This is a genomic window from Cobetia crustatorum, assembly GCF_000591415.1.
GTDB classification, from domain to species: Bacteria; Pseudomonadota; Gammaproteobacteria; order Pseudomonadales; family Halomonadaceae; genus Cobetia; species Cobetia crustatorum.
The window spans coordinates 16,661-41,060 of the sequence record NZ_JEMF01000054.1; the positions used below are offsets into that span (position 1 = coordinate 16,661).

At 52.1% G+C, this 24,400-nt stretch carries 16 protein-coding genes and 3 pseudogenes; 11 read left to right on the plus strand and 8 right to left on the minus strand.

The window, feature by feature from the left end:
* The first annotated feature begins 310 nt into the window (after positions 1 to 310).
* Positions 311 to 1,534, plus strand: a complete 1,224-nt coding sequence (locus BF12_RS0111945; protein ID WP_024952481.1) for an ROK family protein — start codon at positions 311 to 313, stop codon at positions 1,532 to 1,534.
* On the opposite strand, the gene BF12_RS21730 is transcribed toward BF12_RS0111945, so the two are convergent.
* The 3 genes from BF12_RS21730 to BF12_RS0111960 form a co-directional block, all read right to left on the minus strand.
* Complete coding sequence (locus BF12_RS21730; RefSeq protein ID WP_084488094.1) at positions 1,480 to 2,340, minus strand: galactose-1-epimerase; 861 nt, start codon at positions 2,338 to 2,340, stop codon at positions 1,480 to 1,482. The genes BF12_RS0111945 and BF12_RS21730 overlap by 55 nt on opposite strands.
* Before the next feature lie 65 nt (positions 2,341 to 2,405).
* Complete coding sequence (locus BF12_RS0111955; RefSeq protein WP_024952483.1) at positions 2,406 to 4,208, minus strand: IlvD/Edd family dehydratase; 1,803 nt, start codon at positions 4,206 to 4,208, stop codon at positions 2,406 to 2,408.
* A gap of 137 nt (positions 4,209 to 4,345) precedes the next feature.
* Entirely contained in the window at positions 4,346 to 6,025 is a 1,680-nt protein-coding gene (locus tag BF12_RS0111960; protein WP_024952484.1) for an IlvD/Edd family dehydratase, read from the minus strand.
* A 509-nt stretch (positions 6,026 to 6,534) separates the two neighbouring features.
* Here BF12_RS0111960 and BF12_RS19880 point away from each other — a divergent pair.
* Positions 6,535 to 8,111 (plus strand): annotated as a pseudogene (locus BF12_RS19880) (aldehyde dehydrogenase (NADP(+))).
* Between the two features lie 209 nt (positions 8,112 to 8,320).
* Here the strand turns inward: BF12_RS19880 and BF12_RS0111980 are convergent.
* Positions 8,321 to 9,247, minus strand: a complete 927-nt coding sequence (locus BF12_RS0111980; RefSeq protein WP_024952485.1) for a LysR substrate-binding domain-containing protein — start codon at positions 9,245 to 9,247, stop codon at positions 8,321 to 8,323.
* A 362-nt stretch (positions 9,248 to 9,609) separates the two neighbouring features.
* Between BF12_RS0111980 and BF12_RS0111985 the strand changes: the two genes are divergently transcribed.
* From BF12_RS0111985 to BF12_RS0112010, 6 genes and pseudogenes are all read left to right on the plus strand, one after another.
* Positions 9,610 to 10,908, plus strand: coding sequence for an L-fuconate dehydratase (locus tag BF12_RS0111985; protein WP_024952486.1), 1,299 nt, complete (start codon positions 9,610 to 9,612; stop codon positions 10,906 to 10,908).
* Between the two features lie 269 nt (positions 10,909 to 11,177).
* Positions 11,178 to 12,142: pseudogene (locus BF12_RS19885) on the plus strand (TRAP transporter substrate-binding protein).
* Positions 12,143 to 12,215: 73 nt separating this feature from the next.
* Positions 12,216 to 12,701 carry a TRAP transporter small permease gene (locus tag BF12_RS0111995; RefSeq protein ID WP_024952487.1) on the plus strand — a complete coding sequence of 162 codons (486 nt, stop codon included), beginning with the start codon at positions 12,216 to 12,218 and terminating at the stop codon, positions 12,699 to 12,701.
* Positions 12,698 to 13,954, plus strand: a complete 1,257-nt coding sequence (locus tag BF12_RS0112000) for a TRAP transporter large permease (protein ID WP_088743381.1) — start codon at positions 12,698 to 12,700, stop codon at positions 13,952 to 13,954. The genes BF12_RS0111995 and BF12_RS0112000 overlap by 4 nt, the downstream gene beginning before the upstream one ends.
* A 151-nt stretch (positions 13,955 to 14,105) precedes the next feature.
* A complete protein-coding gene (locus BF12_RS0112005; RefSeq protein ID WP_024952489.1) occupies positions 14,106 to 15,533 on the plus strand; it encodes an FAD-binding oxidoreductase in 1,428 nt (475 codons plus the stop codon).
* Positions 15,534 to 15,577: 44 nt separating this feature from the next.
* Positions 15,578 to 16,750 (plus strand): fumarylacetoacetate hydrolase family protein, encoded by a 1,173-nt coding sequence (locus tag BF12_RS0112010; protein WP_035160058.1) that lies wholly within the window; start codon positions 15,578 to 15,580, stop codon positions 16,748 to 16,750.
* Between the two features lie 121 nt (positions 16,751 to 16,871).
* Here BF12_RS0112010 and BF12_RS0112015 read toward each other — a convergent pair whose 3' ends face one another.
* From BF12_RS0112015 to BF12_RS19890, 3 genes and pseudogenes are all read right to left on the minus strand, one after another.
* A complete protein-coding gene (locus BF12_RS0112015) occupies positions 16,872 to 17,342 on the minus strand; it encodes a hypothetical protein (RefSeq protein WP_024952491.1) in 471 nt (156 codons plus the stop codon).
* Positions 17,339 to 17,668 carry a hypothetical protein gene (locus BF12_RS0112020; RefSeq protein WP_024952492.1) on the minus strand — a complete coding sequence of 110 codons (330 nt, stop codon included), beginning with the start codon at positions 17,666 to 17,668 and terminating at the stop codon, positions 17,339 to 17,341. The genes BF12_RS0112015 and BF12_RS0112020 overlap by 4 nt, the downstream gene beginning before the upstream one ends.
* A 169-nt stretch (positions 17,669 to 17,837) precedes the next feature.
* Positions 17,838 to 20,029: pseudogene (locus BF12_RS19890) on the minus strand (OsmC domain/YcaO domain-containing protein).
* Positions 20,030 to 20,309: 280 nt separating this feature from the next.
* Between BF12_RS19890 and BF12_RS0112030 the strand changes: the two are divergent.
* Entirely contained in the window at positions 20,310 to 21,560 is a 1,251-nt protein-coding gene (locus tag BF12_RS0112030) for a hypothetical protein (RefSeq protein ID WP_024952493.1), read from the plus strand.
* 96 nt (positions 21,561 to 21,656) lie between these two features.
* Here BF12_RS0112030 and BF12_RS22055 read toward each other — a convergent pair whose 3' ends face one another.
* Positions 21,657 to 21,815, minus strand: a complete 159-nt coding sequence (locus tag BF12_RS22055) for an SDR family oxidoreductase (protein WP_248623693.1) — start codon at positions 21,813 to 21,815, stop codon at positions 21,657 to 21,659.
* A 636-nt stretch (positions 21,816 to 22,451) separates the two neighbouring features.
* On the opposite strand from BF12_RS22055, the gene BF12_RS0112040 reads away from it, so the two are divergent.
* Both BF12_RS0112040 and BF12_RS22440 read left to right on the plus strand, forming a co-directional pair.
* Positions 22,452 to 24,155: a sodium:solute symporter family protein gene (locus BF12_RS0112040; protein ID WP_024952494.1), complete on the plus strand. Its 1,704-nt coding sequence runs from the start codon at positions 22,452 to 22,454 to the stop codon at positions 24,153 to 24,155.
* A gap of 26 nt (positions 24,156 to 24,181) precedes the next feature.
* On the plus strand, positions 24,182 to 24,310 hold the full coding sequence (locus BF12_RS22440) for a putative transporter small subunit (RefSeq protein WP_211242445.1): 129 nt from the start codon (positions 24,182 to 24,184) through the stop codon (positions 24,308 to 24,310).
* The last annotated feature ends 90 nt before the right edge of the window (positions 24,311 to 24,400 follow it).

The following is a 24,400-nucleotide window of genomic DNA, read 5'->3' on the forward strand; positions in this document are numbered from 1 at the left end:
CTGCGAAATAGTTAGTTAACAGTATTTACTTATCAATGGGAGCTTAACGATATTTTCGCCAACTTCCATTACACTTAAGTCCCCCACACCTCTCCAATAGACACCTATCATCCACGGACTTATGGATTATTCCGCCATATTTAAACAGCACACCTCCATCACAGAGCCAGCATCACTCACCCTCCTTTTCATGCCAATTAGTAATTTATGATTACCAACCACGTCTAGCTTTCAGCTACGTCATGAATGACAACTTCTTGATACACTGTAAGAATTCTCACCCATCGTTCGACAGGAAGCCTTCCAGCCCATGACCTTTGCTCCTCGTCCACAAGCCGGTGACCTCAGCTTCTTGAAACAGCTCAATCGCAGCGCCGTCCTGGAGGCGTTGCGTCAAACCCCGGGGCTTACTCGAGCAGAAGTCGCTCAAGGCTCAAAACTTACCAAGGTGACAGTCGGCGCCGCCGTACAGGCACTACTGAACGAAGGGTGGCTACAGGAGGGGGATTTACAACGCCGCGGCGGTGGGCGCCCCGGACGAGCGCTTTATCTCAACGAAACTCGCCACGCACTCGTAGGTGTCGAGATAGGTGTGCACGAACTACACGTCGTGACCTGCACGCTGAGAGGAACCATTCTTGAAGAGCGCCATTTGGCCTTGCTCCAAACTACTCCAGAAGAGACGCTGGATAGGCTGGCAATCCTTGTCGAGGAGATACTCGAGACACCCGAGATCAAGCAGCGTGAATGTCTTGGACTAGGGCTTGCCGTTCCGGGCCCTACCTCTCCGAGTCAACGACGCCTGAGCCTGGCCCCAAATCTTGGATGGAGAGATGTCGCCCTGCTCGACATGCTGCGGGAACGTCTCCCACATCTCGGGGGAATATGGCTGATGGATAACGAAGCCAAAGCAGCGGCTTTTGGTGAAATGTACTTCCGAAACGCACATCATCCCACTCCGGGATCATTGCTTTATATAAGTGCAGGCTCGGGGATAGGCAGCGGCCTCGTCGAAGGCAGACCTTTGCGCGTTATCCGCGGGGTTCATGGTCTGGCGGGAGAAATCGGCCATACGGTACTCCAACCCAGCGGCCTCTATTGCCATTGCGGCAATAGAGGGTGTGCCGAAACTCTGGTGAGTGGTTGGTCAATTCGTGCCGCACTGGGTATTTCAGAAGAGAGTGAGCTGGATAAGGCGATAGCTCGTCATCCGGAGCAGAACAGAGTCGCAACCACACTGAAGCATGCCGGCGAAGCACTCGGCATGCTTCTATTGAACCTGCATCACACACTGAACCCCGCGGAAATTGTCATTGGGGGCTCTTTGACCCGCCTTGGCCCAGCCTTGATGGAGCCAGCCCTGACCATGTTTGAGGAGCATCAGAATCGACTGCTTCCAGATGCCTCACGCATCGTCCCAAGGGTTCTCGACGACAGCCGCATCGTCGCAGCGCGCGGAATTGCTGCCGAGATACTCTCTCAGGCCCTTTCTGATACGCCAGCAAGCCCCAGGTCGGCACGGGTAGAAAATTGATATTGAGTATTGCTGGTATATCTCTCACCGGGCTTCAGCAATGTCGATGGAAACGACGGATGATGAGGTGAGTCCGGAAAGTGCTGTGTTTCCAACGCCACACCAGCATATCTTGAGTAGGCGTTGCCTGATTTTCCAATCAAACTGCCATCCAGAGAGTTCCCGGAATACAGCTGAATTCCGGGCTCCGTCGTATAGACCTTCATGACTCGTCCACACCGTGGTGCCTCAAGCACCGCAGCCAGTGTCAGAGTCTCGCTATCCTCATTCCCCTGTGTCACCACGAAATTGTGGTCATAGCCATTGGCCTGCACAAGCTGCCTATCGTCTGTCTCGATGCGGGCGCCAATAGAGATCGGTTGCCGGAAGTCAAAAGGCGTATCCGTGACAGAGCGAAGATCACCGACAGGAAGCAGAGCGTCGTCTATCGGTAGGAAGGCGTCGGCATTGATCATCAGAAGATGATCGAGAACATTGCCCTCACCCTCTCCCTCAAGATTGAAATAACCATGATGCGTCAGGTTCACATGAGTGGCTTTCGTCGTCACTGCCTGATAGCGGATATCGAGAGTATTCTCCGCAAGCAGGGTATAGCGCACTTCAATGCTCAGCCTTCCAGGAAAACCTTGATCACCGTCAGCGCTTTCCAATATCAGCGAAAGACCAACGCCCGTCCCTTCCCTGAAAGGCCGGGCCTCCCATAAGCGACGCTCAAATCCATCTACCCCACCGTGAAGTGTATTGCCTCCTTCATTTGTTGCTAACGCAAAACGGGTACCATCAATTATGAAGCTGCCTCCCGCGATTGCTCCTGAAAACCATGACTCTCAGGATGATCGCTAGCCGACGATCATGCCTGCGTGCGCGCCAATCAGTGGTTGTCTCGTGGAGGGCTGACGCGGGCCACATCGCGATACTCATCGGCGCCTCGTAGCGTCATCCCTCGATCTAGTGGTTCTATCAGTGTTCGCTGTATTTCCTGCCACGGAGTCTGATGAGCCGGATAAGGATATCCACCTATCGCATCAAGACGTTCTCGCCTCAGCTCCAGGGTGCTTTCATCCACCATCAAAACCACCCGCCCTCTGCCTAGATCGACACGCAACCGATCCCCGGTTTCAAGCAATGCCAAGGGGCCGCCAGTGGCAGCTTCGGGTGATGCGTTAAGAATGGAAGGCGACCCGGATGTTCCTGACTGACGGCCATCACCGAGACACGGCAGCGACTCGATACCCTGTCGAATCAAGGCTTCAGGAGGTTGCATGTTGACGACCTCAGCCCCACCCGGATGCCCTACTGGCCCCGCTCCGCGCATGACGAGAATGGTCGTCGCGTCGATATTCAAGCTTGGGTCATCGATGCGAGCGTGATAATCCTCGGAGCCGTCAAATACGACCACCCGGCCCTCGAAGGCCTCAATATCCTCTGGGTTATCCAGGAATCGGCGCCGAAAATCCGGCGAGATGACACTGGTTTTCATCAGTGCCGAGTCGAAAAGGTTGCCTTTGAGGTTCAAGAATCCTGCATGGGCAACCAGCGGATTATCAAAACGGCGAATGACGTCATCATCCAACGTATCGTTACCTTTTAGATTCTCAGCCATCGTATGGCCATTGACGGTCATCACGTCACCATTCAGCAGCCCATGCTTTAGCAGCTCGAGCGCCACGGCAGGTACCCCACCAGCACGATGAAATTCTTCACCGAGGTAGGCTCCCGCCGGCATCACGTTAGCCAGCAGAGGCACGGGATGCCCAAGACGCTGCCAGTCGTCGTTATCGAGCTTTACACCGGCATGACGCGCGATGGCATTGACATGAACCGGCGCATTGGAAGACCCCCCCAACGCGGAACACACCACCACCGCATTTTCGAAGGCCGCGCGCGTCAAAATATCGAGCGGCCTGATATCTTCCCAAACCATATTCACGATCCGATCGCCTGTTTGATAGGCAACCATCGAGCGTTCCTTGTAAGGCCCGGGAATCATCGCGGAGCCAGGCAAGCTCATCCCCAGGGCCTCGGCCATGGAGTTCATGGTTGAGGCAGTACCCATGGTATTGCAATGGCCAACCGACGGGGCGGAGTCAGTCGCTCTGGAGAGAAATTCAGCATATTCAATGTCGCCGGTAGCCAAGCGCTTCCTCAGCTCCCAGATGACCGTACCTGACCCCACCCTCTCATTGCCACGCCAGCCGTTTAACATCGGCCCACCTGATAACACGATAGCGGGAATGTTCACCGTAGCCGCCGCCATGAGGCAGGCTGGTGTGGTCTTGTCACAGCCAGTGGTCATTACCACACCATCCAGTGGGTAACCATGCAGCACTTCAACTAGACCGAGATATGCCAGATTTCGATCGAGCGCAGCGGTTGGCCGCCGAACGTTTTCATGGATTGGATGCATGGGAAACTCAAAGGGCACCCCACCAGCTGCGCGAATACCATCCTTCACACGTTTTACCAGCTCGAGATGATGACGATTACAGGGAGTCAGGTCGGAGCCGGATTGAGCAATACCGATAATTGGTCTCCCCGACGTCAACTCCTCCAGGGTCACGCCGTAATTCATGTAACGCTCGATACAAAGCGCAGTGGTACCCGGGTGTTCCGGGTTATCAAACCACCAGCGTGAGCGAAGCTGGTCGGAGGTGAGGCGGGGGCGATTCGTCATGCGAGACTCCATTCAAGGGTGACAAGCGCAATAATCTGATTACTTAAGAAGGATGTTGTGCTCAAGCTCATTCTGGAGCTGAATGACTCGGGTGAGCCGCTGTCGGAAAGATCGGTATGAATATATCGCAAGGAATTCTAATGAGAGTGCCTCGGCACATCCGCGCCACGGCAGCCGACCAGAAAGTCGAAATCACAGCCTTCATCAGCTTGCAGCACATGCTCTATATATAACTGGCGATAACCGCCCTGGCTGGCAATATGGTTGGAGGTTGCTCTCGGATCACCTTCTGCTAGCCGCTGGACCAACACCTCCTCCTCAACCTCAAGATTCAACTTTCCGGCATAAGCATCCAGTTCAATCCAGTCACCGTTTTGCACGACGGCCAAAGGTCCACCTGCCGCAGCCTCCGGCGCTACATGCAGCACCACGGTGCCGTAGGCCGTCCCGCTCATCCGGGCATCAGAAATGCGCACCATATCGGTCACGCCCTTCGCCAGCAGTTTCGAAGGCAGGCCCATGTTGCCGACCTCCGCCATACCGTGATATCCACGTGGGCCGCAGTGCTTCATCACCAGAACGCTGTGCTCGTCGACCTCGAGATCCGGATCATTGATACGCGCCTTATAGTCATCGAAATTCTCGAATACCACTGCACGCCCACGATGGTGCATCAGCTCCGGAGTTGCCGCCGACGGCTTCAGCACAGCCCCCTTTGGCGCCAGATTGCCGCGTAGTACGCACATACCGCCGTCCTCCACCAGTGGATTGTCCAGCGAGCGGATTACCTGATCGTTGTACAGCGGCGCATCCCTGACGTTGTCCCATAAGGTCTTGCCATTGATAGTCAAAGCCTTCTTGTGGGGAAGTCGATCGGCCTCGCCGAGGCGCCTTAACACTGCAGGCAAGCCACCGGCGTAGTAGAACTCTTCCATTAAAAAGCGCCCTGAAGGCTGCAGATCGACGATGGTCGGCGTGCCACGGCCGATGCGATTCCAGTCATCCAGCTCGAGCCCCACTCCCATGCGTCCAGCGATGGCCTTCAGGTGGATCACTGCATTGGTCGAGCCACCGATGGCTGCGTTGGTGCGAATAGCGTTCTCGAAAGCCTCCTTCGTCAATACCTTCGAGAGCTTCAGGTCCTCATGCACCATCTCGACGATACGATTCCCAGATAGGTGGGCAAGAACATAGCGACGCGAATCAACCGCGGGAATCGCCGCGTTATGGGGCAACGAGACTCCGAGAGACTCCGCCATGCAGGCCATGGTCGAGGCAGTGCCCATGGTGTTGCAGGTGCCCGCCGAGCGTGACATGCCCGCCTCGGCGGACATGAATTCATGCAGCGATATCTCGCCAGCCTTGACCTGTTCAGAGAGTTTCCAGACCACGGTGCCGGAGCCGATATCGCGTCCTTCGTGCTTGCCGTTGAGCATCGGACCGCCAGTGACCACCAGCGTCGGCAAGTCGCAACTGGCCGCCCCCATCAGCAGTGCAGGAGTGGTTTTGTCACAGCCAACCAGAAGCACCACGCCGTCCATAGGGTTGCCGCGAATGGCCTCCTCGACGTCCATGCTGGCCAAGTTCCGCGTGAACATCGCCGTTGGTCGCAGATTCGATTCCCCATTGGAAAATACAGGGAACTCCACTGGGTAGCCGCCTGCCTCCAGAATCCCCTTCTTGACGTGTTCGGCGAGCTTGCGAAAGTGAGCGTTACAAGGGGTCAATTCAGAGAAGGTATTGCAAATACCAATGATCGGTTTTCCTTCAAATTCGTGATCAGGAATACCTTGATTCTTCATCCAGCTGCGATACATGAAGCCATTCTTGTCAGCAGTACCAAACCACTCAGCGCTACGTAGCCTTGGCGTACTAGCAGGAGTGTCACCGCTGGCAGGCACTTTGTATGAACTCACTGATGATGCGTCATGTGTCATTGCCAGAATCCTGAGCGATCAGATGTGGTAGTGGCAACACTACGAGAGAGACGGCAATAAAAAAACCATACAAAGGTATATGTTGAACATACTATCAGTCGTTAGCTAGCAGCTCGGATACCAGTAAGCAACTTGAGCAAGACGCGGGCACTCATATGACATACTTATACTTATGTATGTTGTACATACCATTCAAATAGGCGCTAAAGTGAGATCAGAAAATACCCCGGCAGCGACTGTCATCAGGCACAGATAAGGAGCAGGAGTGACACCGAAAGCGTGATCTACGCTACAAGATGCGTTCCCACCTGTGCCGTTCTGCTTCCTGATGTGATCCAACTCAGCCTTGAGCATTAAGCGCTCTTTCATGCCCTAACCAAGGAATCATCATGACCCTCGAAGGCAAGCAACTCATCGGTAGTCAAGCCATCTTGACCCAAGGCTCTGTCATCCAAGGAATCGATCCTTCCTCTGGCGAACGTCTGGAGCCAATCTATTACGCAGGCAGCAAGGCGGAGGTCGAACGTGCATGCGAGCTCGCAGAAAAGGCTTCCAATCGCTATAGCGAAACCGATCTCGACACTCGAGCCACCTTTCTGGAAGCCATTGCAGAAAATATCGAATCCATCGGCGACAGCCTGATCGAGCGGGCCATGCGAGAATCTGGCCTGCCTCGCGCAAGGCTGGAGGGTGAGCGTGGGCGAACATGTAACCAACTGCGCCTATTTGCCAATATCGTGCGCGCCGGGGAGTGGCTCGATGTGCGCATCGATCCCGCACTACCGGAACGCCAGCCTGTGCCGCGCGTCGATTTGCGCCAACGGCATATTTCCCTCGGCCCGGTAGCCGTATTTGGTGCCAGCAACTTCCCGCTGGCCTTCTCGGTTGCCGGTGGTGATACAGCCTCGGCGCTCGCCGCAGGTTGCCCAGTCATAGTGAAGGCTCATTCCGCCCATCCTGGCACCTCTGAACTGATCGGCCGCGCCATACAAGCCTCGGTATCCGAGTGTGAACTCGACGAAGGAGTTTTCTCGCTGATCTATGACTCTGGCTTTGACGTTGGCCAAGCCCTCGTCAGTGATAAACGGATCAAAGCAGTAGGTTTCACAGGCTCCCGCTCTGGGGGCACTGCTCTGATGAGAATCGCGCAAGATCGCTCGGAACCTATCCCAGTCTATGCAGAGATGAGCTCTATCAATCCGGTATTCCTGCTACCGGAAGCACTCAAGACTCGCGGTCCTGACCTAGGTAAAGCATTTGTAGGTTCACTCAACATGGGCGCCGGACAATTCTGTACCAGCCGGGGATCGTGGTCGGCATCAAGAGCGCGGGCCTGGACGCATTCATTGATGCCGCCAGCACGGAGATCAAATCGAGTGGCGGTCAAACCATGCTGACACCAGGTATCTACGATGCTTACAGCAAGGGAGTGGAAAAGCTGGCCTCCAACAATCATGCTCGACACGTCGCATATGGCGAGGCTGGCGAAGGGCCCAACCAATGCCAGACTGGGCTCTTCATCGCCAATGCTGGCGATTTCTTGGCAGATAAGGCTCTGCAAGAGGAAATCTTCGGCTCTACTTCACTGATCGTAGAGTGCTCTGACCTCAGCGATCTTAAGCGCGTTGCCGAACACCTGGAAGGACAACTGACAGTAACTCTTCAGATGGATGATACAGATATCGATATCGCTCGCTCACTGCTTCCTACGCTGGAACGCCGAGCTGGACGTGTCATGGTCAATGGCTGGCCAACAGGTGTGGAAGTCTGTCACGCCATGGTTCATGGCGGCCCCTATCCAGCCACATCAGATTCACGTACCACTTCAGTAGGAAGTGCTGCGATACACCGCTTCTTACGCCCAGTGTGCTATCAGAACCTGCCCGAAGACCTGCTTCCCCAAGCACTTAAGGATAATAATCCATTGGGTGTCAGCCGACTGATGGACGGTAAACGCGAAATCTAACAGGGCCTGGCTGGCAAGAGATATCTCATAAGAGGGAGAGCACTCCATCAATAAAGTGCTCTCCCTTAATAGACTTGGTATTTCTCTACTGAAACCATAGCTGAAACAATGAATATCTCATCATAACTTATCATCTCACTCCACATTAATGGCGTGTCAAAACAGTAGAAAGAAACATCAATGTAACGTATCAACCACACCCAACCTCCCTAATCCGATGATGAAACAAGCGCCGCTATAAAATCAGACATGATTTCAGTATGAGGCTCATCACGTCGAGTCATCACACCGTAGTATCCGAGTGGGTCACCGATAACTAGTGGCAATGTCGCAAATTTTCCTTCGACGAATAATGTCTTCAATACCGAGCTCGGTAATACGGACAGGGTATCCGAGGATGCTATCAGCTGAAGAGATGCCTGTGTCGATGTCGTTTCAATGACATTTCGAGGCGAAGGCACACCTGCTTCAGCGAGGGCTGCCTCGAAAAGCCCGCGCATCGGACTGGTCATCGGGTGTAATACCCATGGCCATCTGACGACATCAGATAATGTTGGAACTTCCTGACATAGTGGATGGTCAGGTCTTACCACCACTGATACCGGCTCTTCTTTAAGACGATGAAAATCGAAAAGATGACGCTGGGAGTGTTCTGTATAGCGCCCTATCACGACATCTAGCAAGCCATACTCCAGATCAACAAGCAGTCGGTCACTGGAATTCTCGAGAAGACTGATTGCCAACTGTGGACGCGTCTCCTTCAGAATGGACATGGCATGCGGCAGCATGACAGGAGCGGCACCTGGTACAGACCCTACCATCAATTTCCCACATCCCCCTTCTCTCAGTGACACAAGATCATCCATCAATCGATTGGTATCATTGAGTACACGTCGAGCATACTGGAGCACTCGCCCTCCCGCCTGAGTAGTCTCTATTCTTCCAACATCTCTGACAAATAGCGCGGTCCCAAGAAACCCTTCTATATCTTTAAGCATTTTACTTACGGCAGGCTGACTGATATTCATCTGTCGCGCCGCAGCATGCATATTCCGACTTTCGTCCAAGGAAACTAGCGCCACCAAATGCTTCAATCTCAGCCAACTTCTCACGTGAGAACCACTGTCATTAGACATGAAACACCTTATCTTCGAGGACTAAAACCTGATGATAACCTGACGTTATCGCCTAGGCAAAAAAAACCATTGGCGGAATCTTTTACTATTTACATACACTGACTTGTCAGTGAAAAACAAACTTGAAAAATCCATGAAAAATTCTCTGATAAAAATATTCAATAGAAAGAAAATGAGCAAAATACATTCTACGAAACTCATAGATTTCATCGGTGATATATCGTAAGAATAATTTATCACAATGGCACCAAAGTCTATCAGACGTAGAAATATATCATGCTCGAAAAAGCATGCTTTTGAGTTCGTAACTTATTCAAACAGCCAGAACATCAGGATCAAAAAACAATAGGACACTCACTAGAATGACAATTATTACTCGCGTTGAAGCACTTGATATTCGTTTCCCAACCTCTCGGGACCTTGACGGTTCTGATGCCATGAATGCAGCACCGGATTACTCCGCCACTTATGTGATTCTTCATACCGATCAGGGTGAGGATGTCACCGGACACGGCCTTACCTTCACTATCGGACGAGGCAACGAGATCTGCGTAGCAGCCGTGAACTCTCTAGCTTCACGCCTGACGGGGCAACGACTCGAAGACATTACCCAGCGTATGGGGGAATTCTGGCGTGAACTCACGAGTGGTGATAGCCAGCTACGTTGGCTAGGTCCTGAGAAAGGTGTCATCCACCTGGCATCCGCCGCCATGATCAATGCCATTTGGGATCTATGGGCCAAACGTGAAAGTAAACCTGTCTGGAAGCTTCTGGCCGACATGAGCCCTGAGCAGCTCGTCAACTGCCTGGACTTTCGGTTTGTCACCGATGCCCTGACACCTGAAGAAGCAATATCGATACTCAAGCGTCGTGAATCGGGTAAAGCCGAACGTGAGGCCGAGCTTCGGAAAAATGGCTATCCGGCCTATACCACTTCGGCTGGCTGGTTAGGTTATTCAGAAGACAAGATGCGACGGCTATGTCGTGAAGCCATTGATGATGGTTGGCAACACTTCAAGCAGAAAGTGGGTGGAGACATTGAGGAAGACCGTCGCCGCGCTGCCATATTGCGCGAGGAAATCGGTGAAGAACGTACTCTGATGATGGATGCGAATCAGATGTGGGATGTCGATGAATCCATCGTCAACATGCGTCGATTGGCTGAGTACAATCCTCATTGGATCGAGGAGCCCACAAGTCCTGACGATATACTTGGGCATGCTGAAATTCGCCGCCGCCTCGGAAATATCGGTGTTGCTACTGGTGAGCATTGCCATAATCGCGTGATGTTCAAACAGCTTATGCAGGCCGAGGCTATAGATTACTGTCAGCTTGATGCTGCTCGGATGGGTGGCCTAAACGAAGTCATCATTGTGTTGCTCCTGGCCGCAAAGTTCGATGTCCCAGTGTGTCCTCATGGTGGTGGCGTGGGCCTATGTGAATATACTCAACATATTTCAATGTTCGACTATATCGCCATATCTGGCTCACTCGATGGTCGTCTTCTCGAATATGTCGATCACCTTCATGATCATTTTGTAGATCCAGTACAAATTAGATCTGGTCACTATCTTGTCCCTGATTCACCAGGGTACAGCATCACCATGAAGCCCGACTCTAGGATAAATTATACATTTCCTGATGGACAAGCGTGGCAATAAACCCAATCATATCTGCCATAAATACCTATCCATTAAACATCGTAAAAAAGAATGTTAAAACTATGATATTCCACGATAGTCCAATCCCATTAGGCCTATCATTATGGAGAAAATGCATGACAACAATTACAAGCCATTGCGCCAAAAATGCCAATTCATTTCACGGTAAAGAAAATAAAAACTCACGATTATCTCGAAAATCTATGATGATTGCTATCAGCTCACTTGTACTATCCAGTACATCATTGACAGCACAGGCCGCTACAGAGATGCCCGTCATTCCAGAAGTACAAGGAGCAGTGGTTCAAGGTGATGGCGATGACTACACGTTGAAATTCAGCATAGGTACCACACAGTCCAGTGCACAATATCGTGGACTGGAATATTTTGAGGATATTGTCGAGAAAAGAAGTGAGGGCCATATCCAGGTCGAGCTTTTTCACAGCGCTCAGCTTGGCGATGACTTGCAGGCTGTCAGCGCGTTGCAGGCGGGCACCCTGGAGATGACGGCACCTTCTACCTCACCCTTGGTCAGTATGTTTCCTCAGTTTGCCGTATTCGATCTTCCATTCCTGTTCCCCACGCCAGAAGTCGCAGATGAAGTACTGGATGGAGAGATTGGCGATCGCATGCTGGAAACTGCTAGCACGAATGGTCTGGTCGCCATCGGGTGGGCAGAGAATGGCTATCGCCAATTGACCAATAGCAAACAGGCCGTGACGACTCCTGGTGATCTTGGTGGCCTCAAGGTCCGCACCATGCAGAATCCGATTCATCTGGATATCTGGCGCACCCTTGGTGCCAATCCGACTCCCATGTCCTTTGCTGAACTCTTCACGGCACTTGAGCAAGGTGTGGTGGATGGACAAGAAAATCCCTGGATCACTATCCAGTCCTCAAAATTCAACGAAGTCCAGGCTATGCCACTGAGTCGAACCACGTATACACCCCCTTCATCACGCTGGTATCCGAACGCTTCTGGAAAAAACTTCCCGATGGCTACCAGCAACTGGTGACGGAAGCATCTCAGCAGATGGGTGACTATGAGCGCGAGGTGAGTCGCTCCATGAATGTCCAGATCAAGCAGGAATTGATCGATGAAGGCATGAAAATAACGGAGCTCACACCTGAACAAGTCGCGACATTCCAGAACAGCTTAGCTCCCGTCTATGACGACTGGCGTGAAAAGATTGGCGGTAAGTTGATAGACGATATCCGCGCAGTTTCACAGTAGTCCCTTCTACCCAAAGCGCCCTGTATTGCCATATTTCGCGGCAACGCAGGGCGCGTCACCAGGGAGGTGACTCATGTCGTTACAGACAACAGCCCCAGCTTGGTTGAGGTACATCACCACCACCCTGAGGATATCTGTCGGACTCCTTGTCATCGGGGTCGTGTTTTGCGTTACCGCCAATGTTTTCGGTCGCTTCGTACTCAACACGTCATACGAGTGGGCCGAAGAGATGTCACGCGTACTGTTCATCTGGCTTGTCCTGCTCGGTGCCGGACTCGGCAGCCTCGAACGAGAGCATGTAGCGGTGACTTACTTCAAGGAGCTCGCTCCTTCCGGTATACGCAAGCTGCTTGAGCTCATGGCCATTGCCATTATTTATGTAGTGTGCATTTGCATATTGGTCGGATTCACGGATCTGATCTCAGGCTATACGAGTGCCACACCAATGCTGGGTATTCCCAAGACATGGCTTTATAGCGCCATGCCTGTCATGGCAATCCTCACTCTGATTGCCAACACACTCGCGCTTATCGAGCTACTGCGGAGACAAGCAACATGATTCTTTGGAGTATTCTGATCGGTCTGGCCATCTGCATCGTGATCGGTATGCCGATCTCTTTCGGCCTTGGCGCCATTAGCCTGTTCATCTTCTTCTACGCCGACTATTCGTTGTCACCAATTGTGGCTCAAGCCGTCAATGGACTCGACTCCTTTCCACTACTCGCCATTCCATTGTTCATTCTCGTCGGTGAAGTGATGAGTGAAGGAGGGATTGCTACGCGATTGGTACGCCTGGCGAGCGCCTTGGTCGGCTTTGTCGCAGGGGGACTCGGTCAGGTGGCAGTGATGACATCGATGTTCTTCGGTGGAATCAGTGGTTCAGCAGTAGCAGATGCCTCTGCCGTAGGTAGCATGATGATCGAACCCATGAAACGGCACCACTATAGCGCCCCGCTCGCCACTGCCATCGTAGTTGCGGCTTCCGTCGTTGGCATCATCATCCCTCCTTCTATCCCAATGATTCTCTTCGGCGTGGTCACCAACACCTCGATTTCACAATTGTTTCTCGCAGGTATCGTCCCTGGCATTCTGATTACCCTGGGCCTTGCCGCCACGACTTATGTGCAATCACGCAAGAATGGCCGCGGACAACCCTTCTCGTTCCCTGAGCTCAAGGACGCGCTCAAGGATGCAGTTCTGGCATTGCTTCTTCCTATCATCATCGTCGGTGGCATTCTCACGGGAGTCTTCACTCCGACAGAAAGCGCCGCCATTGCACTGGTCTATGCCTTTGCCGTGTCGTTTTTTGTCTATCGCAGCCTTAGCCTCAAACGCTTTTTCTCTCTATGTGCTGCCACCGGCAGGCTGACAGGCGTGGTGATGCTACTACTCGCCTTCGCCAGTGTGCTGGCCTGGTTGCTGACAGCGAACATGATTCCTCAGCAGCTTGTTACCAGTCTATCGACCATCACCGAGAATAGGCTCCTCCTGCTCCTGATACTCTCTGCCTTCCTGCTGGTAGTGGGTTTCTTCATGGATTTAACGCCAGCAATGGTCATCCTGGCTCCGCTGATGACACCAGTCGTCGTCAAGCTTGGCATTGATCCTGTTTACTTCGGTGTCCTGATGTCATTCATTCTTGGCATTGGCCTGATCACACCGCCTGTTGGCACCGTATTGTACGTTGGCTGTGGCGTCGGAAAAGTCGGCATGGAAAGCCTGGTAAAGAGTCTCATGCCCTTCTATTTCACACTTGTCGGGCTATTGGCAGTCTTCCTGCTATTCCCGGGGGTGGTGTTGTGGTTCCGATAGATCCTTCGAATTCTGCCGCAATATTCCTGGCCGCTCTGAACTCAGAAATTCACTACTGGACTCAGATGAATTCGGCACATATTCACGTAGACGGGCATCACCTTGCATCATCAAAAGGTAATTGCTCAGTCATGCTCAATGGGGCCACATCATGACCGCACACGATGAGTTGCTTACCTTTCTTACCACTACGCTGGGACCTTCTGGAGTCCTTTGTGATGATGTTGATATCGCGCGCTACCGGATTGATTGGGCCGGCGCGCAGGGCGGTATTCCCTTGGCAGTCGCTCGCCCAGCGACTCCAGAGCAGGTAGCCGAAATTCTGGGATATTGCCACCGAAATGATATTCCTGTTGTTCCTCAGGGCGGAGGAAGTGGATTGGTGGAAGCCGCACTGCCGGACAGGGACACGCCAGAGCTGGTGATCAGCCTTGAGCGTCTGAATGGAATTCGTCACGTGGATCCTATCAATTTCAGCATGAGTGTTGATGCCGGATGCATATTGCAAACCATCAAGGACGCTGCCGAAGCGGAAGACTGCTTCTTTCCTCTCACACTCGGGGCACAGGGAAGCTGTCAGATAGGGGGGAATATTGCCACCAACGCAGGTGGTCTAAACGTGCTGCGCTATGGAATGATGCGCCAGCTAGTACTAGGGGTGGAAGTGGCGCTACCTGACGGGCGCCTGCTCTGCGACATGAAAGCGCTGCACAAGAACAATACAGGCTACGATCTGAAGCAGCTGTTCATTGGTGCCGAGGGCACGCTTGGCATCGTGACCGGTGCCGTGATCAAGCTGTTTCCCCGCCCGCAAGTGACGCGTACTGCGCTGATCGGCTGCCCGGATGTAGAGTCTGTACTCAAGCTCTATGCTCAATCACGCCGTAGCTGCTGCGACCTATTGAGCGCTTTCGAGTTGATCCCCCGCATCTGCCTCGAACTCGCCATTGAGGTCGCCCCCGACCTTCCAGACCCTCTTGATGAGGGGCACCCTGTCTATATTCTGATGGAGGTCGCGGCCAGCGGTCCGGTAAATCTGGATGGCATGATAGAAGCTCTGTTCGAGATCGGTATCGAGAACGGATGGATCAACGATGGTGTCTTGGCGACCAGCGATCATCAGGCCAAGCAGCTCTGGAGAATTCGTGAAGCCATGCTTGAGGGACAACAACGACGCGGAGAACATTTGCGAACCGATGTATCACTGCCCCTATCAGCATTGTCCGAATTCCACCACCGAGCGCAGTTATCCATGGAAGAAACATCTCCTGAGTGTACGGTGATTGCTTATGGGCATGTCGGAGATGGAAATCTTCATTTCAATGTCTTGCCACCCCCGACTCTCGAACAAGAGGCCAAGCGCAGTTTACTGCACGAACTCGAGCTTCAGCTATTCGATATAGTCGCCGAGTTTTCTGGCAGCATCAGCGCAGAACATGGCATCGGTCGAGCCAAACAAGCCCCCTTCCTGGAAACACTGACAGCACCCGAACACGAAATAATGCGCGGTATAAAACGCCAGATTGATCCCAGAGGCATGATGTCGCCAGGTCGGATACTGCCAGCGACACATGATTAGCCATCACACTCTTCTGACTATTCATCTCAAAAGGAAAAGGCTTCATGTTTAGTGCTAAGACTATAAATAGGGATATTTCTCTACTACCCCAAGACCATGAACGTGCCTTGCTTGTGGGTCGTGTCTGGCGTAGCGAGAAGCGGGGCCCTGGCATCGTGGTAGTTCGTGACCGTGAGGTTATTGACATTTCAGCCACTGTCAACGTGATGGCAGATCTACTTGATCACGAGAATGCCAGCTCTCTCGCGGCCTGCGCACAGGGTGAGACCCTTTGTGATATCGATACTCTTTTCAGTAACTCTCTCTCATCCCCCGCGACCCCTCCTTATTTACTGGCGCCTTGTGATTTACAGGCAATAAAAGCCTGTGGTGTAACCTTTGCCGTCAGTCTGATGGAACGTGTCATCGAGGAAAATGCAGGAGGAGATCCGGCACGTGCCAATGAATTACGTGAAGAGCTCAAGCATCTCATTGGCACTGATCTGTCGAAAATCGTTCCGGGTTCTGATGCCGCAATGACACTAAAGAAGGAGCTTCAGGAGCGCGGCGCCTGGTCTCAATACATGGAAGTAGGCATAGGACCAGACGCCGAAGTCTTCACCAAGTCCCAGCCGCTATCATCAATGGGCTTCGGCGCTTCGGTCGGGCTACATCCAAGCTCACACTGGAATAACCCTGAGCCAGAAATAGTGCTAGCAGTGGACTCGCACGGTCATGCCAAAGGCGCAACGCTGGGCAACGACGTCAACTTACGTGATGTAGAGGGCCGGAGCGCTCTACTACTGGGTAAGGCCAAGGACAATAACGCCTCTTGCGCTATTGGTCCGTTCATTCGCCTCTTCGATGAACATTTCAGCATGGACGATGTGCGATCTGCGCTCGTGAGTCTACGTGTCGAAGGGAAGGATGATAACTTCATGCTTGAGGACTCCAGTGACATGCGCGAAATCAGTCGTGATCCTGAAGAGCTAATCGCACAAACGGTCGGTGCACATCATCAGTATCCCGATGGATTCATGTTATTTCTCGGCACCATGTTCTCCCCCATTCAGGACCGTGATGGTACAGGACAAGGCTTCACTCACCACCTTGGTGATACGGTCACTATTTCTACCCCTGGTTTGGGTGCCTTGAAAAACCGGGTGGAGCGAAGTGATCAACTACCTCCATGGCAGTATGGCTTCCGAGCATGGATGGCTCACCAGGTCGCGAAATAACCACAAAAAGCGCCGCTTATGCGGGCGCTTTTTGTGGAGGCTGTCCCAATACCAGACACTCCTTCCAAGCCATCAAGGACTTTCGCGAAAGAAACGTTCTGACAGCCCCCTCCCTCTTTCCTTATGAGCGAAGGATATCGCACCCGGTACGCACCGAAAGCTCTTCCATCAGGGGATTGCGTTGTCCCTCATCAAACATGTTGAGGCTGAGCTTGAGTGTCTTTTCGCGCGACTTGGCATCATCAGATTGCACATACTTGATGATGCATACCTTCCCCTTCTTGAGCGTCAGACCGGTCACTTCCTTGTAGAGTGCCAGCTTGCGCCCCGCCAGAGGATTGAGCAGCAACGACACGTGATCTGTCTCCAGGATAGCCGCTGGTTTTTTCTTGTAGGCATTGCCATGCATGAAGCAGATGACGATAGCCATGACGAGCGGCGCGAAACCAGAGCTAGTCATGTTCTGGGATATAGTGAACAGAAACACCACGACAAGAATTGCCAGCGCAATCCAGGCCAATGTCATGTTCATTCGCGAGTGCTTGTCCGCATAGAAATCGAGCGGCTCCGCCGTTGTAACCTGAGTGCTCATGCAGCGTCCTTGTCAGCGTTCGCCAAGGCTTCGCGACGCGCTTCAAGAGACGACCCTTGATCTTTCTCCTTCAACTTGCGTGCACCGATCATGGCAACAAGCCCGAGAGGAACGAACAACAGACTACCGATTGCCACCAGAATGAAACCGGCCTTGTGCTTGCCGACTTTCAGCAAGGCAGCGCCAAATACACTGATGCACCAGCTGGCGAACAGCGACATCTGGAAGACGAATGCAGTATCTCCCGACATGTCTCTATCTGCTGCAATTTGCGGGAAAAACAACACGAACAACAGATTCAGGGCCAAGCCGACGACCAGTAACATAATGCCTCCATGCATTGAAATATTTTAAGTATTGAATATACCAGAATCGATGCTACCGGTCGTCTGACAATGCCTCGCCAATGCGGTCGAGAAGTTTCTACACGCCCAGACACGAAAACCCTCCTTTACCGGCAGATAAAGGAGGGTTTTTCACGACGATATTAGCCCATCATGACTGCTTGGCGGCCAATGCAGCACGATGCGCGTGCAGCTTCTGATAGCTTTCGATCAGACGTTGGTGACGATCAAGACCTTCCAGCTGCATGTTGGTCGGCTCAAGACCATAGAAGCGAACCTCACCTTCCACAGAGCCGACAACCGCCGCTATCGTCTCTTCACCGAACATGCGGCGGAAGTTGTAGAGGTAATCTTCCAGCTCCAGCTCGTCATCGAGGGTAATCTCCAGCACTGCTTTCGTGGCCTGATAATAAAGACCACGCACGACGGTGTTGTCGTTGTACTGCAGGAACATTTCGACGCGATCCAGCGCGTCTTCATGCAGGCCCAGCGCGAGATCGATCATCAGCTTCAGCTCAAGAATTGTCAGCTGACCCCACACGGTATTCTCGTCGAATTCGATGCCGATCAGCGTCTTGATGTCCATATGATCATCAAGCTGGCTTTCCTCCAGACGCTCCGAAAGATCCGACAGCTGCTCATCATCAAGACGATGTAGATTGAGGATATCTTCGCGATAGTCCAACGCCATGTTGGTGTTGTCCCACACCAGGTCTTCGACCGGATAGACCTCAGAATAGCCCGGCACCAGAATACGGCAGACCGGCGCGCGAGATCCTCGTGCACGGCCATATAGGATTCCTTGCCGCTCTCTTCAAGGATACCAAACAGATTGGCGACTTCTTCGTCATTGGTGCCGGAGAAATCCCACTCGACGAATTCAATATCCGTCTTCGAGCTGAAGAAACGCCACGAGACAAGGCCGGAAGAGTCGATGAAGTGCTCGACGAAGTTGTTCGGCTCGGAAACCGCATGCGAGCTGAAAGTCGGCGGCATGAAGTCGTTGAGCCCTTCAAAGCTACGACCCTGCATCAGCTCGGTCAGGCTACGCTCAATGGCGACTTCAAAGCTTGGATGCGCGCCGAAGGAGGCGAACACACCGCCAGTCTTCGGGTTCATCAATGTGACGCATGCGACCGGGAACTGTCCGCCCAGCGAGGCATCCTTGACCAGAATCGGGAAGCCCTGTGCCTCGAGCGCCTCGACGCCCTCGACGATCTCGGGGAACTTGGCCAGCACCTCTTGCGGCACATCTGGCAGCGTCAGCTCCTGTTCGAGAATCTCGCGCTTCACGGCTCGCTCAAAGATCTCCGAGAGACACTGCACCTGCGCTTCCGGCAGGGTATTACCCGCACTCATGCCGTTACTCAGATACAGGTTCTCGATCAGATTGGACGGGAAGTAAACCGTCTCGCCATCTGACTTGCGCTCGAACGGCAGTGACACGATGCCACGATCCGCACGCCCGGAGTTGGTGTCGATCAGATTGGAGCCACCCAGCTCACCGTCGGGATTGAAGATCTCCAAGCAGTAATCATCCAGCACGCCTTGTGGGATTTCATCTTTCGGACCCGGCTGGAACCACTTCTCGTTTGGATAATGCACGAATTCGCTGTCAGCGATCGCTTCGCCGAAGAACTGGTCGTTGTAGAAGAAGTTGCAGCTCAGACGCTCGATGAACTCGCCCAGCGCCGAACACAGTGCGCTCTCCTTGGTCGAGCCTTTGCCATTGGTGAAGCACATCGGCGACGCGGCATCACGAATGTGCAGCGACCAGATATGCGGCACGATGTTGCGCCAGGAGGCGATCTCGATCTTCATGCCAAGGTCATTCAACAGACCGGTCATGTTGGCGATGGTCTGCTCCAGCGGCAGGTCCTTGCCTTCTATCCAGGTACTCTGCCCTTCCGGCGGCTCCGCCATCAGCAGTGCCTGTGCATCTTCATCGAGGTTATCGACTGTCTCGATCTCAAAGCCCGGCCCCGTCTGGACGACCTTCTTCACAGTGCAGCGCTCGATGGAACGCAGGATGCCTTGGCGGTCTTTGTCCGACAGTTCTTCCGGCAGCTCAACCTGAATTTTGAAGATCTGGTTATAGCGGTTCTCCGGATCGACGATATTGTTCTGCGACAAACGAATGTTCTCGGTCGGAATGTCCCGCGCCACGCAGTACACCTTCACGAAGTACGCCGCGCACAGCGCTGACGATGCAAGGAAGTAGTCGAACGGGCTCGGTGCCGAACCATCACCCTTGTAACGAATGGGCTGATCGGTGATGACCGTGAAGTCATCGAATTTCGCCTCGAGCCTCAGGTTGTCGAGAAAGTTGACCTTGATTTCCATGAACGATGCACCGCTGTGAAGAGTATGAGCATGCGCGCCTCGAAGGCGGCTACGCGATGGGGCCATTATCCAGATTTTGAGGCGCGGCGTCTTGCCTTGCATTACATTGCCTAACACGTTGAGCCACAGGGCAGAGGGGGAATTGGATATTAAAAATCACCAGTAAATTAGATACACCTTAATCTATACCAGTATTTCACTTATAAATTTTCTATGAAAAAAAGTTTCAGTCGTGCTAATTTCAAAGTTAGAAACCTCCATAAATATAAGAGAGTACAAAATGAAAGGGAACGAAATGTCAATAGAACAACCACTGGCTATAGATACAAACAACCAACATAGGAACATAACTCTCGCTATTATATTTTTTGTGATTTTTATTTCTTGGATTGGTTACCTCGACAAATTAGCCTTGAACTATATTGATTCAGCAACCAATCAGTCTTTGGCGGCATTCGGTATTGCCAAAATAATCAATGCTTTTGTATCAGTGATACAAACAGCACAATTCGAATTCTCACTAGGTGTGGGTGCATCACTGCAAGTAGGACAGTTGCTAGACCCGATCAATGATGCTGTTGAACAATATTCGGAAATAATGAAAATCTCTATCGCATCCCTTTTTGGTCAAAAGATGCTGATTGAAATTTCTTCCACCACTATTTTTAAAACAATATTGACAATCACAGGGCTAGCATTTGCAGTTGCAATAGTTACTAGACAGAGAATAATGACCAATTTCCTATTTAAGATTTTTGCCTCTATGGCATTCCTCAGGATTATAATCGTATTGGTCGTACTAATGAATGGAATAGTGAGTCAGGCTTTTGTAGATGATTATGCTGAAAAAGAAAATATAGCACTTGGTGGCGTAAAAGATATCGTCGATACGGATATTGAAAACCAATCAAAAAAACAAGAGGATTCGCTAACGATTGAGGAAAATAAAAAACTTGAAAATGATTTAGCTAGCTTGACAAACAAAAAATCGATCATCATTGCTGAACTTACAACTGTACAATCAGATATTATTGAAAAGCAAAATGATTTCAATAAAACACAGAGCACACTGAATACGTATAAAGAAAAATTAAGTACTCTCGATAAAATCAGCTTTTTTGACCGCGACAAGGAATACAAAGACCTCGACAATGATCGTGAGTTAGCAAACCAAGATCTCAAAAATTCTATAGCAATGCTAGAAGATCTAACAGATAATTTAGATAATATCGATAGTGACATATTGGATATAGAAGAGGAACTCAATGGCGACTCGGAAGGATGGTTATCAAGTACCAAACAAAAACTTAGTCACCTAGCAAACATGTCTAACATAACAAAGCTAGGCCAACAGCTAGATCATACAATAACCTCCATGATCAACTTGATGACTATATTCTTAATAAAAACCATAATAATGCCTTTGATCATATTATTGATTTTTTTAAAATCATTCAAAGGTGTCTGGGGTATTGATGCCAAAGACTGGGTCAATGATCAAAAGAGAAATATTAAAGATTTAAAAGGATAACCAAAAGCGCCCAAAAGGTATATGCACAAAAAAGGCACTGTCATCGACAGTGCCTTTTTCACATCTACTGCTATCTCAATGGGACTCGCCGGATCATCAGATCGCGGTGTAGCCGCCATCGACCAGCAGGTCGGCGCCATTGATCATGGCTGCTTCTTCATAAGCCCGGAACAGGATGGAGGCTGATATTTCGCACGGCGGTGTGAAGTTAAGCATCGGGATGAGCCGCTTCATTCGATCGCGCGTCTTGTCCACCTGGCTGTAACGACCTCACGAGCATCTAACGATCCACGGCACGTCGAAACACGTGCATTCCGTGAGACTGGACGGCCTTTGTGACCCACCATGATTCAATGACTTTTTGCCAGCAATGATAGTTTAAATACCGCTTAATGCTTTTCAGATAACGCGTTTGAAATGGCCAGATTGGACAGTTCAATACGAATAATTTATGGTTGCTTGTGGAAAGCATAATGCGAAAAAATAATTGTTACATTCCGCATACATTTACGTGCCTGGCGACCAGTCGCTCAGGGTGCATAGCGTATGCCGTAGACCAAGGATATTGCTTAAAAAAACCGCCATAGCTGATGGCTACACTCAATAACAAGGAAGATCATGAGACTTCATTATACTGATGAAGGACGATGCATGCCCCGACGCCCGCCCCCCGCCACTTTCCTCGACGGGAAGTGCTAAGGGCCCAGTCACTACCGACTGAGTCTGCCGATAATCAATGACGTGGCATATCGCGCTGCGCAGGACCTCAGTTGCCTGTGCAAATAATGCTGTATTCGTCTACGGCTAAGAACCTTCCTCTCATTACTCGTCGCTGTCGACAGTGATTTCTGCTGCTGACCAGTGCCCTGTTAACCCACAGAGGGTCCGTTCTTGAACAATGAATCGTTATATCAATTCTCGACGCTGACTGTCGTGCTGCTATTGGTTGCCTTCTATGGCGGCACCTATCTGATAACACTCAGCATCCGCAAGAAAACCGAAGATGCTGACGAATTCATGGTCTCCAACCATAGAGTCGGCTTCGGCATGGGCGCTGCGAGCATGACCGCCACCTGGATCTGGGCGGCATCGTTCTACGCAGCAGCTACCTCGGGCTTCACCTATGGCGTCTCTGGCCCGATACACTATGGCTTCTGGGGGGCACTGATGATTCTATTCATCTATCCCTTCGGCCGTCGGTTCCGCAAGCTTGCCCCCAATGCCCACACGCTGGGGGAGCTGATCCATGCGCGACACGGTTCAAGCAGCCAGCTGATCCTGGCCTTCTCCAACGTGCTAGGCAGCATCATCAGCCTGATGGTCAACTTCACTGCCGCCGGCGCACTGGTCTCCGTGCTGTCTCCGCTGTCGTTCCAGGCGGGCGTGATCATGGCGGGGACAGGGGTGCTCTTCTACACCTTCTGGTCTGGCTTCCGCGCATCGGTCTTGACCGATTTCGCCCAGCTGGTCGCCCTGATGACCATCGCCATCATCATCATACCCGCGGTGTTCTTTGCCATGGGGGGGCCTGCAGAGCTCGTCGAAGGTTTGAAGCATGTCACGCCACAACAGGCGGACTTCTTCTCGATGGATGCCATCCTCAATCAGGGGGCTCCCTTCTTCGTGGCTGTACTGGCCTACGCGATCGGTAACCAGACCATTTCCCAGCGCCTCTTTGCCGTCAATGAAGACCACATCAAACCGACCTTCATCACGGCGACCGTAGGCTATGGCGCCATCGTCATCGGCCTGGGCATGATCGGCCTGATGGCGCTGACACTGGGTGTCGAGCCCATGAATGGCGACATGAACAATCTGATCCCTCAGATGGTGTCTGAGTACTTGCCGCCCTTCTTCATCGCACTGTTCTTCATTCTGGTGATCGGCTCACTGTCGTCCACCGCCGATTCTGATCTATCTGCGCTGTCCGCCATCATCATGGCCGATGTCTACGGCAAGAATATCGCCCGCGGCAAGCCAGACCCCAGACGCATGCTGCTCATCGGTCGTGTGACCATGATTGTCGCGACGATGCTCGGTATTACCTTCGCCAGTTTCTCACTGGATATCCTCGTGATGCTGGTATTCGTCGGTGCGCTGTGGGGGGCTATCGTATTCCCTGTCATCGCCAGCTGCTTCTGGAATCGGGTCACCAATGCCGCCTTTACCGTCTCGGTACTGGTCGCCATGGTGCTGTTCTGCGTTGCGCGCTTTGAACTGGTTCCGCTCACTGGACTCAGCGGGTTGTTCTTCGAGTTGCTCGCCTGCATCGGGGGCGGTGTCATCATCGGCCTGATGGTATTTGGCTTCCTCGGACGCACACTCGGCATCATTGCAGGTGTTGCGGCAATGATTGCCATGCTGATCTTCGCCACCGGCTTCCTTCGCGATTACACCGTGCTGCTGGCTTCACTTACCGCCTACGGCACCAGCACGCTGGTGTGTGTGGTGATGAGCCTGTCCAGTCGTCAGGAGCGCTTCGATTTTGCCACCATCGGTGAAAAGGTCGGCAACTACGATGAAGCGCTGGATGCCGAGAATCGCCGTGACTCTGATTCGATCCAGACACGGCCTGCCACTCCAACGAATGCATAGCACCTGAACACAAGGAGACATTCATCATGACGTTACTCTTCGCTGTTTATGTCCTGGTCTGGCCGGTGCTGACACTGGCGGTACTGGTTGTCATCTGCCGTGCGGTTGCCCGCGACCGCCGCAGTGCACGAGAAGAAGAACGCGAGCTGGTCTAAAGCATCAGCCCGGGATATCTCGAGCATCCTGCTGGCAACGTCATGCCATCCTTGACCTGTGGCATGACACCCCAAGACCCCAAAGCCCGC

Excerpts from the sequence above, each read along its gene's own strand:
- BF12_RS0111945 (WP_024952481.1), top strand. The coding sequence starts at position 311 with ATGACCTTTGCTCCTCGTCCACAAGCCGGTGACCTCAGCTTCTTGAAA.
- BF12_RS0111955 (WP_024952483.1), bottom strand. The coding sequence starts at position 4,208 with ATGACGAATCGCCCCCGCCTCACCTCCGACCAGCTTCGCTCACGCTGG.
- BF12_RS0111960 (WP_024952484.1), bottom strand. The coding sequence starts at position 6,025 with ATGTATCGCAGCTGGATGAAGAATCAAGGTATTCCTGATCACGAATTT.
- BF12_RS0111980 (WP_024952485.1), bottom strand. The coding sequence starts at position 9,247 with ATGTCTAATGACAGTGGTTCTCACGTGAGAAGTTGGCTGAGATTGAAG.
- BF12_RS0111985 (WP_024952486.1), top strand. The coding sequence starts at position 9,610 with ATGACAATTATTACTCGCGTTGAAGCACTTGATATTCGTTTCCCAACC.
- BF12_RS0111995 (WP_024952487.1), top strand. The coding sequence starts at position 12,216 with ATGTCGTTACAGACAACAGCCCCAGCTTGGTTGAGGTACATCACCACC.
- BF12_RS0112000 (WP_088743381.1), top strand. The coding sequence starts at position 12,698 with ATGATTCTTTGGAGTATTCTGATCGGTCTGGCCATCTGCATCGTGATC.
- BF12_RS0112005 (WP_024952489.1), top strand. The coding sequence starts at position 14,106 with ATGACCGCACACGATGAGTTGCTTACCTTTCTTACCACTACGCTGGGA.
- BF12_RS0112010 (WP_035160058.1), top strand. The coding sequence starts at position 15,578 with ATGTTTAGTGCTAAGACTATAAATAGGGATATTTCTCTACTACCCCAA.
- BF12_RS0112015 (WP_024952491.1), bottom strand. The coding sequence starts at position 17,342 with ATGAGCACTCAGGTTACAACGGCGGAGCCGCTCGATTTCTATGCGGAC.
- BF12_RS0112020 (WP_024952492.1), bottom strand. The coding sequence starts at position 17,668 with ATGTTACTGGTCGTCGGCTTGGCCCTGAATCTGTTGTTCGTGTTGTTT.
- BF12_RS0112030 (WP_024952493.1), top strand. The coding sequence starts at position 20,310 with ATGAAAGGGAACGAAATGTCAATAGAACAACCACTGGCTATAGATACA.
- BF12_RS22440 (WP_211242445.1), top strand. The coding sequence starts at position 24,182 with ATGACGTTACTCTTCGCTGTTTATGTCCTGGTCTGGCCGGTGCTGACA.